This is a genomic window from Rhodanobacter sp. FW101-FHT13A11, from assembly GCF_058790335.1.
The window spans coordinates 133,964-149,038 of the sequence record NZ_JBYTCN010000001.1 but is presented as its reverse complement, the minus strand read 5'-3'; the positions used below and the strand labels follow the sequence as shown (position 1 = coordinate 149,038).

General features: G+C 67.4%; 17 protein-coding genes and 1 riboswitch. Of the genes, 16 read left to right on the top strand and 1 reads right to left on the bottom strand.

All coding sequences use genetic code 11. From position 1 onward, the window contains the following. Positions 1 to 78 precede the first annotated feature (78 nt). From glyA to AC3WRN_RS00620, 13 genes are all read left to right on the top strand, one after another. A complete protein-coding gene (glyA, locus tag AC3WRN_RS00680) occupies positions 79 to 1,347 on the top strand; it encodes a serine hydroxymethyltransferase (protein WP_068093152.1) in 1,269 nt (422 codons plus the stop codon). Positions 1,348 to 1,443: 96 nt separating this feature from the next. Further along, a complete protein-coding gene (gene nrdR, locus AC3WRN_RS00675; protein ID WP_068093155.1) occupies positions 1,444 to 1,956 on the top strand; it encodes a transcriptional regulator NrdR in 513 nt (170 codons plus the stop codon). A 131-nt stretch (positions 1,957 to 2,087) separates the two neighbouring features. Next, positions 2,088 to 3,149, top strand: coding sequence for a bifunctional diaminohydroxyphosphoribosylaminopyrimidine deaminase/5-amino-6-(5-phosphoribosylamino)uracil reductase RibD (gene ribD, locus AC3WRN_RS00670; RefSeq protein ID WP_492621475.1), 1,062 nt, complete (start codon positions 2,088 to 2,090; stop codon positions 3,147 to 3,149). 107 nt (positions 3,150 to 3,256) lie between these two features. Next, a riboswitch (FMN riboswitch) is annotated at positions 3,257 to 3,438 on the top strand. A gap of 130 nt (positions 3,439 to 3,568) precedes the next feature. Beyond that, complete coding sequence (locus AC3WRN_RS00665) at positions 3,569 to 4,210, top strand: riboflavin synthase (protein WP_492621474.1); 642 nt, start codon at positions 3,569 to 3,571, stop codon at positions 4,208 to 4,210. Positions 4,211 to 4,352: 142 nt separating this feature from the next. Next, on the top strand, positions 4,353 to 5,444 hold the full coding sequence (ribBA, locus tag AC3WRN_RS00660; RefSeq protein WP_492621473.1) for a bifunctional 3,4-dihydroxy-2-butanone-4-phosphate synthase/GTP cyclohydrolase II: 1,092 nt from the start codon (positions 4,353 to 4,355) through the stop codon (positions 5,442 to 5,444). A gap of 145 nt (positions 5,445 to 5,589) precedes the next feature. Further along, entirely contained in the window at positions 5,590 to 6,534 is a 945-nt protein-coding gene (gene ldcA, locus AC3WRN_RS00655) for a muramoyltetrapeptide carboxypeptidase (protein WP_492621472.1), read from the top strand. A gap of 235 nt (positions 6,535 to 6,769) precedes the next feature. Then, a complete protein-coding gene (gene ribH, locus AC3WRN_RS00650) occupies positions 6,770 to 7,231 on the top strand; it encodes a 6,7-dimethyl-8-ribityllumazine synthase (RefSeq protein ID WP_492621471.1) in 462 nt (153 codons plus the stop codon). Further along, on the top strand, positions 7,231 to 7,677 hold the full coding sequence (nusB, locus tag AC3WRN_RS00645; RefSeq protein WP_068093172.1) for a transcription antitermination factor NusB: 447 nt from the start codon (positions 7,231 to 7,233) through the stop codon (positions 7,675 to 7,677). Before ribH ends, nusB begins: the two co-directional genes overlap by 1 nt. Beyond that, positions 7,677 to 8,219 carry a GNAT family N-acetyltransferase gene (locus tag AC3WRN_RS00640; protein WP_492621470.1) on the top strand — a complete coding sequence of 181 codons (543 nt, stop codon included), beginning with the start codon at positions 7,677 to 7,679 and terminating at the stop codon, positions 8,217 to 8,219. Before nusB ends, AC3WRN_RS00640 begins: the two co-directional genes overlap by 1 nt. A gap of 21 nt (positions 8,220 to 8,240) precedes the next feature. Then, the gene (gene thiL, locus AC3WRN_RS00635) at positions 8,241 to 9,206 is read left to right on the top strand and encodes a thiamine-phosphate kinase (protein WP_492621469.1); all 966 of its coding nucleotides are present in this window, start codon (positions 8,241 to 8,243) and stop codon (positions 9,204 to 9,206) included. After that, on the top strand, positions 9,203 to 9,730 hold the full coding sequence (locus tag AC3WRN_RS00630; protein ID WP_492621468.1) for a phosphatidylglycerophosphatase A family protein: 528 nt from the start codon (positions 9,203 to 9,205) through the stop codon (positions 9,728 to 9,730). The genes thiL and AC3WRN_RS00630 overlap by 4 nt, the downstream gene beginning before the upstream one ends. Positions 9,731 to 9,898: 168 nt before the next feature. Further along, positions 9,899 to 11,167, top strand: a complete 1,269-nt coding sequence (locus AC3WRN_RS00625) for an AAA family ATPase (protein ID WP_492621467.1) — start codon at positions 9,899 to 9,901, stop codon at positions 11,165 to 11,167. After that, the gene (locus tag AC3WRN_RS00620; protein WP_492621466.1) at positions 11,167 to 11,865 is read left to right on the top strand and encodes an RloB family protein; all 699 of its coding nucleotides are present in this window, start codon (positions 11,167 to 11,169) and stop codon (positions 11,863 to 11,865) included. The genes AC3WRN_RS00625 and AC3WRN_RS00620 overlap by 1 nt, the downstream gene beginning before the upstream one ends. Here AC3WRN_RS00620 and ahr read toward each other — a convergent pair. Continuing rightward, positions 11,854 to 12,861, bottom strand: a complete 1,008-nt coding sequence (gene ahr, locus AC3WRN_RS00615) for an NADPH-dependent aldehyde reductase Ahr (RefSeq protein ID WP_492621465.1) — start codon at positions 12,859 to 12,861, stop codon at positions 11,854 to 11,856. The genes AC3WRN_RS00620 and ahr overlap by 12 nt on opposite strands. A gap of 97 nt (positions 12,862 to 12,958) precedes the next feature. Between ahr and AC3WRN_RS00610 the strand changes: the two genes are divergently transcribed. From AC3WRN_RS00610 to AC3WRN_RS00600, 3 genes are all read left to right on the top strand, one after another. Further along, positions 12,959 to 13,933 (top strand): potassium channel beta subunit family protein, encoded by a 975-nt coding sequence (locus AC3WRN_RS00610; protein WP_492621464.1) that lies wholly within the window; start codon positions 12,959 to 12,961, stop codon positions 13,931 to 13,933. A 73-nt stretch (positions 13,934 to 14,006) separates the two neighbouring features. Continuing rightward, on the top strand, positions 14,007 to 14,207 hold the full coding sequence (gene hemP, locus AC3WRN_RS00605) for a hemin uptake protein HemP (protein WP_492621463.1): 201 nt from the start codon (positions 14,007 to 14,009) through the stop codon (positions 14,205 to 14,207). A gap of 94 nt (positions 14,208 to 14,301) precedes the next feature. After that, on the top strand, positions 14,302 to 14,871 hold the full coding sequence (locus AC3WRN_RS00600; RefSeq protein ID WP_492621462.1) for a hypothetical protein: 570 nt from the start codon (positions 14,302 to 14,304) through the stop codon (positions 14,869 to 14,871). The last annotated feature ends 204 nt before the right edge of the window (positions 14,872 to 15,075 follow it).

Here is a 15,075-nt window from a genome sequence, read left to right as displayed (position 1 = left end):
TCCGCCCGGCAGGTGGCCGCAAACGCCCGGCGGCGCTACACTTTCCGGCTAATCCCGCCACCAACTGCCGAGGCCAGAATGTTCCCCAAGGACTGCACGATTGCCGGTTACGACGACGAACTGGCCAAGGCCATCGCCGACGAAGGCCGGCGCCAGGAAGACCACGTCGAGCTGATCGCCTCGGAGAACTACGCCAGCCCGCGGGTGATGGAAGCGCAGGGTTCCAAGCTCACCAACAAGTACGCCGAGGGCTACCCGGGCAAGCGCTACTACGGCGGCTGCGAGTACGTGGACGTCGCCGAGAGGCTGGCGATCGAGCGGCTCAAGCAGCTGTTCGACTGCGATTACGCCAACGTGCAGCCGCATTCCGGCTCGCAGGCGAACCAGGCGGTGTATTTCGCACTGCTGCAGCCGGGCGACAAGATCCTCGGCATGAGCCTGGCCCACGGCGGCCATCTCACCCACGGCGCCAAGGTGAACCTCTCCGGCAAGATCCTCGACGCGGTGCAGTACGGCGTGGACGAGAACGGCCTGGTCGACTACGACGAGGTCGAGCGCCTTGCCGTCGAGCACCAGCCGAAGATGATCGTGGCCGGTTTCTCCGCCTATTCGCAGGTGATGGACTGGGCGCGTTTCCGCGCCATCGCCGACAAGGTCGGCGCCTACCTGTTCGTGGACATGGCCCACGTCGCCGGCCTGGTCGCCGCCGGCGTGTACCCGAGCCCGCTGCCGCACGCGCACGTGGTCACCTCCACCACCCACAAGACCCTGCGCGGCCCGCGCGGCGGCATCATCGTGGCGAGCCATGCCGGCATGGGGCCGGCGGCCGAGGAAATCGAGAAGAAGCTGCAATCGATCGTGTTCCCCGGCATCCAGGGCGGCCCGCTGATGCACGTGATCGCGGCCAAGGCGGTGGCGTTCAAGGAGGCGCTGGAGCCGGCGTTCAAGGAGTATCAGGCCCAGGTGGTGAAGAACGCCAAGGCAATGGCGAAGACCTTCATCGCACGCGGCTACAAGATCGTCTCCGGCGGCACCGAGAACCACCTGATGCTGGTCGACCTGATCGGCCGCGACGTCACCGGCAAGGCCGCCGAGGAAGCGCTGGGCAACGCACACATCACGGTCAACAAGAACGCCGTGCCGAACGACCCGCGCAAGCCGTTCGTCACCTCCGGCCTGCGCGTCGGCACCCCGGCCGTCACTACCCGCGGCTACAAGGAAGCGGACGTGACCGAACTGACCAGCTGGATCTGCGACGTGCTGGACGCGCCGGGCGACGAGGCGGTGATCGCCCGCGTGCGCGAGGCGGTGACGGCGCAGTGCCACAAATTCCCGGTCTACGGCTGAGGGCGAGAAGTGAGCGGAGAGGAGTGAGAAGTGAGAGAAAGCCGACGCTGATGCTTCCCTCTCGTTCCGCACTTCTCTACTCTCACTCCTGACTTTATGCATTGCCCCTTCTGCCAGCACGAAGACACCCGCGTGATCGATTCGCGGCTTACCGAGGACGGTGCCAGCGTGCGTCGTCGGCGGGAATGCGAGCAATGCGGCGAGCGTTTCAACACGTTCGAGACCGCCGAGCTGAAGCTGCCGACGATCGTGAAGAGCGGCGAGCGGCGCGAGACGTTCGACGAGCGCAAGCTGCGCGTCAGCTTCGAGCGTGCGCTGCAGAAGCGGCCGGTGGCCAGCGACGCGGTGGACGCCGCGGTACGCGCGATCATCAACGACCTGCGCCGCAGCGGCGAGCGCGAGGTGCCGTCGCGCCAGCTCGGCGAGTTGGTGATGCGCGAGCTGAAGAACCTCGACCAGGTCGCCTATGTGCGCTTCGCTTCGGTCTACCGCAAGTTCGAGGACGTGCATGCGTTCCGCGAGGAGATCGAGAAGCTGGAGCGCGACCTGCCGGGGCTGGCCGATTTGCAGTTGCCCTTGCTCGGCGGCGGCAAGCGCGAAGGCAAATGACGCGGTGCCTGTAGGAGCGCACCCTGTGCGCGAATGATGTCGCCGCAACGCAAGTTTTTCGCGCACAGGGTGCGCTCCTACCAAGGTGCGGCAGCGTGACCGACTCTTTTTCGGCTGTTGATCACACCCACATGGCGCACGCCCTGCGCCTGGCCGGGCGCGGCCTGTACACCACCCAGCCAAACCCGCGCGTGGGTTGCGTGATCGCGTGCGGCGACGAGGTCGTCGGCACCGGTTTCCATCAGCGTGCCGGCGAGCCGCATGCCGAGGTGTTTGCGCTGCGCGAGGCGGGCGAGCGGGCGCGTGGTGCCACCGCCTACGTGACGCTGGAGCCATGTGCGCACCACGGCCGTACGCCGCCTTGTGCCGATGCGCTGATTGCCGCCGGCGTGAGGCGCGTGGTGGTCGCGGCCGAGGACCCGTTCCCGCAGGTCGACGGCCGCGGCATCGGCAAGTTGCGCGCCGCCGGCATCACGGTCGAATCGGGCCTGATGCGCGAGGCCGCGCGTGAGTTGAACGTCGGCTTCTTCAGCCGGATCGAGCGCGACCGACCATTCGTGCGGGTGAAGCTGGCGATGAGCCTGGATGGCCGCACCGCTCTCGCCAACGGCGAGTCGAAGTGGATCACCGGCGAGGCCGCGCGCGCCGACGTGCAGCGCTGGCGCGCACGCAGCTCGGCGATCCTCAGCGGCAGCGGCACCGTGTTGGCCGACGACCCGCGGTTCACCGTGCGGCTGCCGCAGGACGAGGAGTTCACCCGGCCGTTGCGCGTCGTGCTGGACCGCCAGCTGCGAACGCCGGCCGGCAGCCATGTGCTGGACGGTTCCGTGCCGACCCTGCTGCTGCATGGTGCGGCGGCATCGTGCACCGATGACCGTTTTGCCCGGGTCGAGCGGATGGCGCTGGCCACGCAAGGCGACGCGCTCGACCTGCGCGCCGCGCTGGCCCTGCTGGCCGGGCGCGGCTGCAACGAAGTGCATGTCGAGGCCGGTCCGACCCTGTGCGGCGCCTTGTTCGCCGCCGGCCTGGTCGACGAGTTGCTGCTCTACGTCGCGCCGCTGCTGCTGGGCGACAGCGCGCGCCCGCTGCTGCAGCTGCCTACGCTCAGTGACATGGCGCGGCGCTGGCAGCTGCAGGTGGTCGATCAGCGCATGCTTGGTGCGGACTGGCGGCTGCAACTGCGTCCCGCCTGATTCGTTCAGGTGCGCGCCGGCGAACGCTGCATTCGCCACGGCAGCACGCGAGCCGGCGCCGCGGCGGTGCTAGACTTCGCCAGCCGGTCATGCCGGCAAACATTACATAGCGTCTTCAGGGCGGGGTGAAATTCCCCACCGGCGGTAGGTTGAAGGGCCCACGTCCGACAACAAGCCCGCGAGCGCTCACGGCAACCGCCGTGAGGTCAGCAGATCCGGTCAAATGCCGGAGCCGACGGTTGGAAGCGGGTGACCGCTTCCTCACAGTCCGGATAAAGAGAAGACGGCAGGGCGGACGCTTCGCGGCGTGCGCCTGGCCTCATGCCTTGGGGCGTACTCGCTTTCAGCTTTATGCGGGAACGTTTCATGAAATCCATCGCCCTCATGCAGTCCATCACCCTCCGTCCGGAGGTGCGCTGATGTTTACCGGCATCATCCAGTCCGTGGGCCGCATCGCGCGGCTCGAACCGCGCGGCGGCGATGTCCGCCTGCATGTCGATACTGCCGACCTCGACCTTGCCGACGTGCAGCTGGGCGACTCGATCGCGGTCTCCGGCGTGTGCCTCACCGCGATCACGCTGGAACCGCGCGGTTTCAGCGCCGACGTCTCCAACGAGACACTGTCGCTGACCTCGCTGGGCCAGCTCAAGCCGGGCGACCCGGTGAACCTGGAGAAGGCGCTGCGCCTGGCCGACCGTCTGGGCGGCCATCTGGTTTCCGGCCACGTGGACGGCCTCGGCAGGGTGGTCTCGATCACCCCAGACGGGCGCTCGCAGCGCTGGACGTTCGAGGTGCCGGCGGCGATCTCGCGCTACATCGCGGCGAAAGGCTCAGTCTGCATCGACGGCACCAGCCTTACCGTCAACGAGGTCGCCGGGTCACGATTTGGCGTCAACCTGATCCCGCACACGGTCGAACACACCGCGTTCCACGCGCGCCGCGTGGGCGACGCGGTGAACATCGAGGTGGACGTGGTGGCGCGCTACATCGAGCGGCTGCTGTCGCATGGCGAGGCGCCGCGTATCGACGAGGCGTTCCTGAAACAGCACGGCTTCGCCTGATCTTTTGCCCCTCCCCCTGCGAAGCAGGGGGAGGCTGGGAGGGGGTAACGCTTTTGATTTGACAGATCAGATCAAAGGCGGACCCCACCCCAGCCCTCCCCCTGCTTTGCAGGGGAGGGAGCACAACCCTCAAGGAACTCCCATGGCTTTCAACACCATTCCCGAAATCCTCGAAGACATCCGCGCCGGCCGCATGGTGGTCATCCTCGACGACGAGGACCGCGAGAACGAGGGCGACCTGATCATGGCCGCGCAGATGGTGCGGCCGGAAGACGTGAACTTCATGGTGCGCGAGGCGCGTGGCCTGCTGTGCCTCACGCTCACCGAGCAGCGCACGCGCCAGCTCGGCCTGCGCCCGATGGTCAGCGACAACACTTCGGCCTACCACACCAACTTCACCGTCTCGATCGAGGCGGCCGAAGGCGTCACCACCGGCATCTCGGCGCACGACCGCGCGCGCACGATCCAGGTCGCGGTGAAGTCCGACGCGAAGCCGCAGGACCTGTCGCAGCCAGGCCACATCTTCCCGCTCACCGCGCAACCGGGCGGCGTGCTGACCCGCGCCGGGCATACCGAGGCCGGCTGCGACCTGGCCGCGCTGGCGGGGCTGGAGCCCTCGGCGGTGCTGATCGAGATCCTGCACGAGGACGGCTCGATGGCGCGCCGGCCGGAGCTGGAGATCTTCGCGCAGAAGCACGGCCTGAAGATCGGCACCATCGCCGAGCTGATCCGCTACCGGCTGGAGACCGAGAAGACCGTGCAGCGCGTGCATGAGGAGGACGTGGACACCGAGTTCGGCCCGTTCCGGCTGGTGGCCTACCGCGACGCGATCCGCCGCGGCCTGCACTACGCGCTGGTGCGCGGCAGGGTCAACGACGGCGCGCCGGTGCTCACCCGCGTGCACGTGCGCAATACCCTGTCCGACGTGCTGCACCTCAAGCGCGACGACCTCGGCCTCACCGTGACCTCGGCACTGCGTTGCATCGCCGACGAGGATCGCGGCGTGCTGCTGGTGCTGTCCGGCGAGGACACGCCCGAGGCGCTGCTGGCCCGGCTCAACCGCCAGCCCGGCAAGCAGGCGCCAGAAGAGGCGCAGCAGCAGGAATGGCGACAGCTCGGCCTCGGCGCGCAGATCCTGGCCGACCTCGGCGTGCACCGCCTGCGCGTGCTCGGCACGCCGCGCAAGATGGTCGGCCTCGGTGGTTTCGGTCTGGAAGTTGTCGAATACGTGTAGGAGCGCACCCTGTGCGCGATAGCTCTTCGTCACGTGACGGAAAGCATCGCGCACAGGGTGCGCTCCTACATGGAATGCGCCTTGTTCTGCCACACGGTCGCTGTTTCGCCGCCGCATAATCCAACTTCCCCCATCGACCAGACCCATGTCCGATACCGCCATCCGCCTGATCGCCCCCTCCGGTTACCCGCACGATCGCGCCGCGATGGCGCGCGGCGTGGCCCGGCTGCGCGAGGCCGGTTGCCGGTTGAGCGGCCTGGAGGTGCTCGATCGCAGCGAGCAGCGCTACGCCGGCAGCGACACGGAGCGGGCGGCCGACCTCAATGCGCTGGCCACGGAGGATGAACTGCCGGATATCGCGCTGGCGATCCGCGGCGGCTACGGCGCCACGCGCCTGCTGGCGCAACTGCATTACGACGCCTTGCGCGAACGGCTGGGCGGCGGCAGCACCTTGCTGGTCGGCCACAGCGACTTCACCGCCCTGCAGCTGGCGCTGCATGCGAAGAGCGGCCTGTGCACGTTCAGCGGCCCGATGCTGGGCGCCGACTTCGGCGCCGAGACGCTCAGCGAATTCACCTGGCGGCATTTCTGGGGCACCGTGCGTTCCCCCTCGACGCAGGTCGAGTGGGCCACCGCGCCCGACGCCGAACTCGACGCCGAGGGGCCGCTGTGGGGCGGCAATCTGGCGGTGCTGTGCAGCCTGGTCGGCACGCCGTATTTCCCCGGCATCGATGGTCGCGGGATCGACGGCGGCATCCTGTTCGTCGAGGACGTCGGCGAGCCGCCGTTCCGGATCGAGCGGATGCTGTACCAGTTGCACCTGTCCGGCGTGCTGGGGCGCCAGCGCGCGCTGCTGCTGGGCGATTTCAGCCAGTGCCGCCCCAGCGGCTACGACAACGGCTATGACCTGGCCGACAGCTTCGCGCAGATCCGCCGGGCCAGCGGCATGCCGGTGCTTGGCGGCCTGCCGATCGGCCACGAGCCGGACAAGTTCACCCTGCCATTCGGCGCGCCGGCGCGGCTGAAAGTCGCTGGCGGCAAGGCGCAGTTGAGTTTCAGCGGATACCCGCATTTGCCGCCTCGGCCTTGACGTCCCGGCCCCGCCTCCGCGCTTCCGCTCCTCCCCCTGCAGGGCAGGGGCGGCTGGTGACTGAAAGGAATCCTTTAGGTGAGGGGGTAGCTGCGGACTGGCGAGCAAGATCAAAAGCAACCCCTCCCCAACCCTCCCCTGCGAGCAGGGGAGGGAGCCGAATGAGCAGGAGGGCGGCCAAACCCGTAAAATGCCCGCTCTGCATGGGCCGCGCGTCCACCCGAGGAAATCCGCAATGAAGACCATCGAAGGCGATTTCGCCACCCCGAAAGGCCGTTTTGCCATCGTCGCCGGCCGTTTCAACGGCTTCGTCGTCGAGCCGCTGGTGGCCGGCGCGCGCGATGCGCTGGTGCGCCACGGCGTGAAGGACGACGCGATCGAACTGGTCCGCGTGCCGGGCGCGTGGGAGATCGCGCTGGCCACGCACAAGCTGGCGAACTCCGGCAAGTACGTGGCGGTGATCGCGCTGGGCGCGGTGATCCGCGGCGCCACCCCGCATTTCGACTACGTCGCCGGCGAATGCGCCAAGGGCCTGGCCCAGGCCGCGTACGGCTCCGGCGTGCCGGTGGCGTTCGGCGTGCTGACCACCGACAGCATCGAGCAGGCGATCGAGCGCGCCGGCACCAAGGCCGGCAACAAGGGCGCCGATGCCGCGATCGCCGCGCTGGAAATGGTCAACCTGTACGGGAAGCTGTGATGCATCACGCCCCGCAAGGCCTCGACCTGGCCGCGCGCTCGCGTGCCCGCCGCCGCGCGCTGCAGGCGCTGTACGCATGGCAGCTTTCCGGCAGCCACATGAACGCGGTGATCGAGCAGTTCCGCCATGAGCAGGACATGGAAGTGGCCGACCTCGACTACTTCGAGGACCTGCTGCACGGCGTGGAGAAAAACGTCGATGCACTGGACGCCAGCCTGCGCCCGCACCTCGACCGCGAGGTGGCGCAGGTCGATCCGATCGAACGCGCCGCGCTGCGGCTGGCCGCGTACGAGCTGAAGTTCCGTCCCGACGTGCCGTATCGCGTGGTGATCAACGAGGCGATCGAGGTCACCAAGCGCTTCGGCGCCGACCACGGCCACAGCTACGTCAACGGCGTGCTGGACAAGCTGGCCGGCGAACTGCGCGCGGTCGAGAAGCGCGGCTGATGCCCGGCGCCGCGGGGTCGCCGGGCGGGCAGGTGCCGGAAATCGAGACCGCGCGGTTGCGCCTGCGCGCGCACCAGGCCAGCGATCACGCCACCTGCACCGCGATCTGGTCGGACCCCGAGGTCACCCGCCACATCGGTGGCCGCCCGTTCACCGCCGAGGAAGTGTGGAAGCGCCTGCTGCAGTATCGCGGGCTGTGGAGCCTGCTCGGCTACGGCTACTGGGCCATCGAGGAGAAGGCCAGCGGCCGCTACGTCGGCGACGTCGGTTTCGCCGACTTCGCGCGCGAACTGCAGCCCTCGCTGCGGGGCATGCTGGAGTGCGGCTGGGTGCTGGCGCCGCCGGCGCACGGCAACGGCTATGCGAGCGAGGCGGTGGCGGCGATCGCGGCCTGGGCCGAGGGGCAGTTTCCCGAACGGCGCGTGGTATGCATCATCGCGCCGGAAAATCAGGCGTCGATCCGGGTCGCGGAGAAAGCCGGCTTCCGCCTGTGGCAGCCGTCGACCTACCACGACAGCCCTACCCTCGTGTTCAGCCGCTGACCTTGCATTGGGGGGTTCCCGATGGAATTCGACCTGATCGAACTGATCCGCCGGCATACCGCGCAAGCGCGGGACGACGTGCGCGTCGGCATCGGCGACGACGCCGCGGTGCTCGCGGTACCGGCCGGGCAGGAGCTGGCGGTGGCGATCGACACCCTGGTCGAGGGCGTGCACTTTCCGCGCGGCACCACGCCGGCCGACATCGGCTGGAAGGCGCTGGCAGTGAATCTTTCCGACCTCGCCGCGATGGGCGCCAGCCCGGCCTGGGCGCTGCTGGCGCTGACCATGCCCAGCGCGGACGCGGCCTTCGTCGAGGGTTTTGCCGAGGGTTTCGCGAAACTGGCGCAGCCGCACCGGCTGGCCCTGGTCGGCGGCGACACCACCCGCGGGCCGTTGACGATCAGCGTGGCCGTGCACGGCTTCGTGCCGCCGGGCCAGGCGCTCACCCGCGCCGGCGCGCGGGCCGGCGACGCGGTGCTGGTCACCGGCACGCTGGGCGATGCGGCTGCCGGCTTGCATGCCGTGCAGCATCCGCCGCGCGACGACGACCGCACCGGGCTGCGCGGCTTCCTGATCGAGCGGTTGAACCGGCCGACGCCGCGACTCGCCGCCGGCACCGCGTTGCGCGGGCAGGCCACGGCCTGCGTCGACGTCTCCGACGGCCTGCTCGCCGACCTCGGCCATATCTGCACCGCCAGCGGGGTCGCGGCGGAGATCGAGGCCGCGCTGCTGCCGCGCTCGTCGGCGCTGCTGGAGCTGCACGACGACACCACGGCGCTGCACTTTGCCTTGAGCGGCGGCGACGACTACGAACTGTGCTTCACCGTGCCGGCCGCCCGCGTGGCCGAGCTGCAGGCCGGCCTGGCCCGGCTCGGCTGCGGCGCCACGAAGATCGGCCGCATCGTGGAAGGCGAGGGCGTGCGCGTGCGTGCCGCCGATGGCTCGTGGCTGGCCACGGATCGACCGGGCTGGGAGCATTTCGCGTGAGCGCAAAAAAGAACCTCGGCACGGAACAGCGGCGCGCCCTGCTGGCCACGCCGGCCGGCTGGCTGGCCTGCGGATTCGGTTCGGGCCTCGCGCCGGTGGCGCAGGGCACGTTCGGTTCGCTGGCCGCGCTGCTGCCGTGGCTGCTGCTGCGCCGGCTGCCGCTGCCGTTCTACCTGCTGGTGGTCGTGGCCGGCTTCGCGATCGGCGTGTGGGCCTGCAACGTGGCCGGCCGTGCGCTGGGCGTGGACGACCATCGCAGCCTCGTGTGGGACGAATTCATCGGCCAGTGGATCGCGCTGTTGCCGTTGCTGATTCCCGCGCTGCTGCCGGCCAGCGGATTCGCGTGGTGGATGGTGCTGGCCGGCTTCGTGCTGTTCCGCCTGTTCGACGTGTGGAAGCCATGGCCGATCCGCTGGCTGGACCGACGCGTGAAGGGCGGCATGGGCGTGATGGTGGACGACGTGGTGGCCGGTGCGTTCGCCGCCGTCGCGTTGGCATTGGGGGTACATGTCGTGTGGAGCTGAGTCGCTGGTTGGAACCTCATCCGGAAGGGCGTTTCTGAGCATTGTGGCCTCAGGGCTTGTTTCCAGCCTGACGTTCGGACGAATACGAGTTACTTATAAGAAATAAATTGCAATTTTGACTTTTAAGGTCAAAAATTAACCGTATTCTCATCTTTTCGAGTGAATGCGATGCTGATCGAATTTCGTGTCAAGAACTTTCGTTCCATGCGCGATGAGCAGGTGCTTAGCCTCGTCGCGTCCAAAGACAAAACCCTTCAGGACACTCACACGCTGACCACCGGCCTCAAGGCTGCTCCTGCCTTGTTGCGCAGCGCTGTGATCTACGGGGCCAACGCCAGTGGCAAGTCCAATCTCATCAAAGCGCTCCAGTACATGCGAGGGGTGGTGACGGAATCAGCCACGGTAATCCAGCCGGGACAGACCTTTAGCGTGCAGCCGTTTCGTCTGGATGGCGAATCTGGCGGCCAGCCCACCGAGTTCGAGGTTACTTTCCTGCTCCAGGGTGTGCGCTATCAGTACGGTTTTGCCATGACCAACCAGCGCATCGTCAGCGAGCACTTGCTGGTCTACAAGGCGTTCAAGCCGCAGCGCTGGTTTGAGCGCTACTTCGACGTCGACACAGACAGGGATGTGTACGATTTCGGTTCTGGTCTCAAAGGCTCCAAGAATGTGTGGGAAGGGGCCACCAGGGCCAATTCACTTTTCTTGTCGATGGCTGTCCAGCTCAACAGTGAGGCTTTGCGGCCCGTGTTCGACTGGTTCGTCAATCGACTAGTCATCTTCAACGAAGTCAGTCCGCTAGCTCCGCAGTTTTCGGTTCAGATGCTGCAGCAGACCGAGAAGCGCAAAGCTATCTGCGACTTCCTCACGGCGGCGGATTTCAGCATCGCAGATATTGATGTTGTCAAGCGCAAGATCATTGCCCAAGGCATCAAGATCGACCTTGCATCAGGAAAACAAGAGGCTGGTCCTGTCGAAAATGAAGTGGCCGAATTGAAGTTCCGTCACGTTACCGAGAACGGCGAGGCTGTATTCGATCTGGTCGACGAATCGAGCGGCACGCGCAACCTACTGTTCCTCGCCGGTCCGGTGCTTGATATTCTCAGCAAGGGGTTGACGCTTGTGATCGATGAACTCGATACCAGCCTGCACACTCTGCTGGTGCGCGAGCTGGTGTGGTTGTTCCATCGACCGGAGGTCAACACTGGTGGCGCGCAGCTGATCTTTACTACTCATGACACCTCGCTACTCGATGCTCCGGATCTGTTCCGCCGCGACCAGATATGGTTCGTTGAAAAAGACCACGAGCAGGCATCCAGTCTGATCAGCCTGTCCGAGTTCGGACCGCGTAAGAACGAGGCACTGGAACGCGGCTACCTGATAGGTCGTTACGGTGGGGTTCCCTTCCTCAGCCAGCGGATAGGGCTGAAGCACTGATGGCGCGCGATAATTCCCCCAGAGAGCGGCATCGCCTGCAGCTTGAGCGCAAGCAGGCCCGGCGAGCCAGTTACGACCGTATCCTGATCGTTTCCGAAGGCAGCAAGACCGAGCCGTTGTATTTCAGTGAAATCCGCGCTGCTTATCGACTGCACACCGCCAACGTCGTGGTGTGGCCCAGCGCGCATGGAACCGCACCGATCCAGGTGGTGCAGTATGCCAAGGAGTTGTTCGAGAAAGGCGACCGTCGCAAGAGCATTCAGCCTCGCGCCTTCGAGCAGGTCTATGCCGTGTTTGACCGCGATGAGCACCGTACCTACTTTGATGCCCTCAAGTTGGCCGAATCGCTGGATCGCAAGCTGCGTAACGATGTCAGACAAGTCGTGACATTTCGCGCCATACCCTCGGTGCCCAGCTTTGAGTTATGGCTGTTGCTGCACTTCGAAGACATTCATGCGCCACTGCACCGCGATGAGGTGATGCGGCGGTTGAAGCGCCATATACCCGGCTATGACAAAGGCAACGGTGGCGTTTTTGCCATCACCCGCGAACGATTGGATGTGGCGACACAACGTGCGGAAAGCTTGGTTGGAAAATCCACTGCGTACGATGATCCTGAGCCTTACACTGGTATCGTCGATTTGGTGAAACTGCTGATCACGTTGCGGGCTCGATACACGGTAGACTCACGTTTCTAGCACGATGCGATAGCGTGCCTTGCCGTCGGCGAGGTGCTGCAGCGCCTCGTTGACCTTGCCCATCGGAAACATCTCCACCTGCGGGCGGATGTCGTGGCGGGCGGCGAAATCGAGCATGCGGGCGATGTCGACCGGCGAGCCGGTGGGCGAGCCAGAGACTTCGCGCTGCTTGCCGATCAGGCTGAACGCCGGCACCGGGATCGGTTCCAGCACCGCGCCGACCACGTGCATGCGGCCCTTCGGGGCGAGGGTATCGAGCAGGGCGTTCCAGTCCATCGGCACGTTGACGGTGACCAGCAGCAGGTCGAGCGAGCCGGCGATCGCCTTGATCGCGGCGCTGTCGCGGCTGGCGACCACGTGGTGCGCGCCGAAGCCGCGCGCCTCGCCGGCCTTGGCCGTGGTGGAGGTGAACGCGGTGACCTCGCAGCCCCATGCCGCGGCGAACTTCACCGCCATATGGCCGAGCCCGCCGATGCCGACCACGCCGACCCGCGCGGTCGGTTCGATGCCGTAGGCGAGGAACGGCTTCAGCACGGTGATGCCGCCGCACAGCAGCGGGCCGGCGCTGGCCAGGTCGATGCCCTCCGGCAGCGGAATCGTCCACGCCCAGTGCGCGCGAACCCTGCCGGCGAAGCCGCCGTGATGGCCGCCGATGGTCGCCACCGACTGCGCGCACAGGTGCTGGTCGCCGGACAGGCACTGCCGGCAATGCATGCAGCTACCCGCGGTCCAGCCGATGCCCACGCGCTGGCCGACCGACAATCCCTTCGCCTGTGCGCCCAGCGCGGCGACCCGGCCGACCACCTCGTGCCCGGGGATGAACGGATAGCGCGAGCCGCCCCATTCGTTGCCGATCATCGACAGGTCGGAGTGGCAGATGCCGCAATAGTCCACCGCCACCTCGACTTCCTCGGGACCCAATTCGCCCACGTCGAACGTGGCCAGCTTCAGCGGTTGACCGGCCGCGCTGGCGGCCCAGCCCGTGATCGATGACATGGTGAACTCCGATGGTGGCGGGAGCACAAGATTACGCCGTTGTATCGCGCGCGCGGATTGGACATGCTGGCGGTCTCATCCCCACAGGAGCATCCCTATGCTTTACCGTCGCCTCGGCACTTCCGGCCTGCAACTTTCCGCGCTGTCGTTCGGCGCCTGGATCACCTTCGGCCGGCAGGTGGGGCGTGCCCAGGCGCGCGAGCTGCTGGCGCTGGCGCACGACCGCGGGGTGAACTTCTTCGACAACGCCGAGACCTACAACAACGGCGTGGCCGAGCAGGTGATGGGCGACGTGCTGGCCGACCTGCGCTTTCCGCGCGACAGCTACTGCGTCTCCAGCAAGGTGTTTTTCGGCGCGCATGACGAGCCGCTGCCGACCCAGCGCGGGCTGTCGCGCAAGCACGTGATGGAAGCCTGCCACCAGGCGCTGCAGCGCCTGCGCGTGGACTATCTCGACCTGTACTTCTGCCATCGCTCCGATCCGGATACGCCGATCGAGGAAACCGTGGCGGCGATGGATACGCTGGTGCGCCAGGGCAAGGTGCTGTACTGGGGCACCAGCGAGTGGCCGGCCGAGGCGATCCACGAGGCGCACCGGATTGCCCGCGAAAACCACCTGTATGCGCCGGTGATGGAGCAGCCGCAGTACAACCTGCTGCACCGCGAGCGGGTGGAGGTGGAGTACGCGCCGCTGTACGAGGCCTACGGCATGGGCACCACGATCTGGTCGCCGCTGGCGTCCGGCCTGCTGAGCGGCAAGTACAACGACGGCGTGCCGGCCGACTCGCGGCTGGCCCAGCCCGGCTTCGAGGGGTTGCGCGAGGATGTGCTGGGCCACGGCGACGAACGCCTCGGCAAGGTGCGCGCGCTGCAGCCGATCGCCGCCGAGATGGGTACCAGCCTGGCGCAGCTGGCGATCGCCTGGTGCCTGCTCAATCCGCACGTTTCCACGGTGATGCTCGGCGCCAGCAGACGCGAGCAGCTGGCGCAGAACCTGGATGCGCTGGAGCTGCTGCCACGGCTGGATGCAGCGGTGGCGCAGCGGATCCGGCAGGTCGTCGAGGCGGGCTGAGGGAGGAGGGTAGTTGACACTTAAATGAGAATCCTTATCATCGAAGGCGTCACCGCTTCCACTGGATATTCCGATGCCTGTCCTGTCCCTGCGCCAACCGCCGTCGCCACGCTCGATCCTGCGGCCGGCAGCGCCCCCGCCGGCCGCCGCGATGGCCAGACGCGTTTCCAGCCATGCGTTGCTGGAGGGTGAACGCGAACTGGTGATCCAGCATCAGGGCAGCGAGTACCACCTGCGCCTGACCCGCAACGACAAGCTGATCCTGACCAAGTAGCCCGCCGGTCGGTTTCCCTGGCGCCGTGGGCGGTGGCCCGCGCGTCTTTCCCGGGCCTGGGCGCTTCGCCGGCTCGTGTCGCTGGAGGCAGGCGATGTTCACTCCCTGGTGGCGACAACGGCGGGCCTGCTGCCCGCAGGCTTCCGGCACGGTCCCCTGCCGGCGCTGGCTGCGGATCGCGCCGGCGTCGCTGGTTGCGGCGCTGCCGGCGCTCGACAGCGTGCTGTACATGCCGCTGGCGGCGTGCGGGCCGGAGCTGTCGGCGCTGCCGCGCGGCCTGCTGGCGGAAACGCCGCAGCTGGCCCCGCTGCTGCGGGTGCGCTGGCTGATGGCAGTCAGCGTGATCGCGGTGGACGGGCCGCACGAATGGATCGACGGCCTGGATCGCACCGGCCAGCCCTGTGTGCGCCTGCACCTGCTGCCGGACACCGACTACCTGGGCTGGGATCGCCTGCTGGCTGGCGGCGAGCCGGCGGCTGCGATGCCGCGCACGCCGCACCTGCAGGCGGTCGATGCCTACCCGCTGCGCTTCCATCGACGCCGGCTGGCAGGCCTCGACGTGCTGCGCGGCGAGCTGGCCGCCGGGCTGTCGCCGCTGGGCCGTCAGCTGGCCGGGCGAATCGCCTACGTGCATACCGGGCAGCGCGATCGGCAGTTCCGCTAGCTGCGGTTGTCGATGGCCGCGTCGGTTTTCAGCGAGATGCCTGCGTCGGCGCCACGCGCAACAGGTCGTCGACGTGCTGCGCGGCGAGCTGGCCGCCGGGCTGTCGCCGCTGGGCCGTCAGCTGGCCGGGCGAATCGCCTACGTGCATACCGGGCAGCGCGATCGGCAGTTCCGCTAGCTGCGGTTGTCGATGGCCGCGTCGGT

Bases quoted from the DNA above. Each gene is read 5' to 3' on its own strand.
- glyA (WP_068093152.1), top strand. From the start codon at position 79: ATGTTCCCCAAGGACTGCACGATTGCCGGTTACGACGACGAACTGGCC.
- AC3WRN_RS00620 (WP_492621466.1), top strand. From the start codon at position 11,167: ATGGCGCGCGATAATTCCCCCAGAGAGCGGCATCGCCTGCAGCTTGAG.
- AC3WRN_RS00665 (WP_492621474.1), top strand. From the start codon at position 3,569: ATGTTTACCGGCATCATCCAGTCCGTGGGCCGCATCGCGCGGCTCGAA.
- AC3WRN_RS00640 (WP_492621470.1), top strand. From the start codon at position 7,677: ATGCCCGGCGCCGCGGGGTCGCCGGGCGGGCAGGTGCCGGAAATCGAG.
- ribD (WP_492621475.1), top strand. From the start codon at position 2,088: ATGGCGCACGCCCTGCGCCTGGCCGGGCGCGGCCTGTACACCACCCAG.
- hemP (WP_492621463.1), top strand. From the start codon at position 14,007: ATGCCTGTCCTGTCCCTGCGCCAACCGCCGTCGCCACGCTCGATCCTG.
- AC3WRN_RS00600 (WP_492621462.1), top strand. From the start codon at position 14,302: ATGTTCACTCCCTGGTGGCGACAACGGCGGGCCTGCTGCCCGCAGGCT.
- nrdR (WP_068093155.1), top strand. From the start codon at position 1,444: ATGCATTGCCCCTTCTGCCAGCACGAAGACACCCGCGTGATCGATTCG.
- AC3WRN_RS00625 (WP_492621467.1), top strand. From the start codon at position 9,899: ATGCTGATCGAATTTCGTGTCAAGAACTTTCGTTCCATGCGCGATGAG.
- ahr (WP_492621465.1), bottom strand. From the start codon at position 12,861: ATGTCATCGATCACGGGCTGGGCCGCCAGCGCGGCCGGTCAACCGCTG.
- ldcA (WP_492621472.1), top strand. From the start codon at position 5,590: ATGTCCGATACCGCCATCCGCCTGATCGCCCCCTCCGGTTACCCGCAC.
- ribH (WP_492621471.1), top strand. From the start codon at position 6,770: ATGAAGACCATCGAAGGCGATTTCGCCACCCCGAAAGGCCGTTTTGCC.
- ribBA (WP_492621473.1), top strand. From the start codon at position 4,353: ATGGCTTTCAACACCATTCCCGAAATCCTCGAAGACATCCGCGCCGGC.
- thiL (WP_492621469.1), top strand. From the start codon at position 8,241: ATGGAATTCGACCTGATCGAACTGATCCGCCGGCATACCGCGCAAGCG.
- AC3WRN_RS00610 (WP_492621464.1), top strand. From the start codon at position 12,959: ATGCTTTACCGTCGCCTCGGCACTTCCGGCCTGCAACTTTCCGCGCTG.
- nusB (WP_068093172.1), top strand. From the start codon at position 7,231: ATGCATCACGCCCCGCAAGGCCTCGACCTGGCCGCGCGCTCGCGTGCC.